The organism is Starkeya nomas (assembly GCF_902703545.1).
Taxonomy (GTDB): Bacteria; Pseudomonadota; Alphaproteobacteria; order Rhizobiales; family Xanthobacteraceae; genus Ancylobacter; species Ancylobacter moscoviensis.
The window spans coordinates 1-537 of record NZ_CACSAS010000013.1 but is presented as its reverse complement, the minus strand read 5'-3'; the positions used below and the strand labels follow the sequence as shown (position 1 = coordinate 537).

At 71.3% G+C, this 537-nt stretch carries 1 protein-coding gene; it reads left to right on the top strand.

Annotated elements, in window-relative coordinates; translation table 11 throughout:
* A partial coding sequence (locus tag STARVERO_RS21800) for a DNA-binding domain-containing protein (protein WP_280178162.1) occupies window positions 1-537 on the top strand: 537 nt, incomplete at both ends.

The window sequence follows — 537 nt, the reverse complement described above, 5'->3', positions numbered from 1 at the left end:
CCGAAGCGAACCCGGACGGTGTCTGGCGACGCAAGGGCAATGGCTACGAGTACCGCTACGACGTGCTGCCGACCCGCGCCAAGCGCAAGCTGATGCTGGCGCAGCGCCGCGAGGTGGCGAAGGACGCACGCGCCGAGAAGAAGGCCGGCCTGCAGCGCGACGCGCTGTGGGACTGGTTCGAGCGGCTCCCCGAGGCCCGCCAGCAGAAGGCCCGCGAGCGGCTGGCCGCGCTGGAGGCGGTCGCCGACCTCGTCGCCGCCGGCCGGCAGCGGGACGTCGCCATGATGCACGTCGCCGCCGAGATGAAGGTCTCGCTGCGCACGCTCTACAACTGGGCGGACCTTGTCGCCGGCGTCGCCCGTGTCGACTGGCTCCCGCACCTCCAGCCTCGTCACGCGGGGCGGCTCGCCACCGCCGAGTACAGCGAGGAGGCGTGGGACTGGTTCCGGGACAATTACCTGACGCAGTCCGAGCGCAGCGCGGCCAAGGTCTATCGCGACCTTGAGAAGATCGCGAAGGCGCAGGGCTGGACGGTCC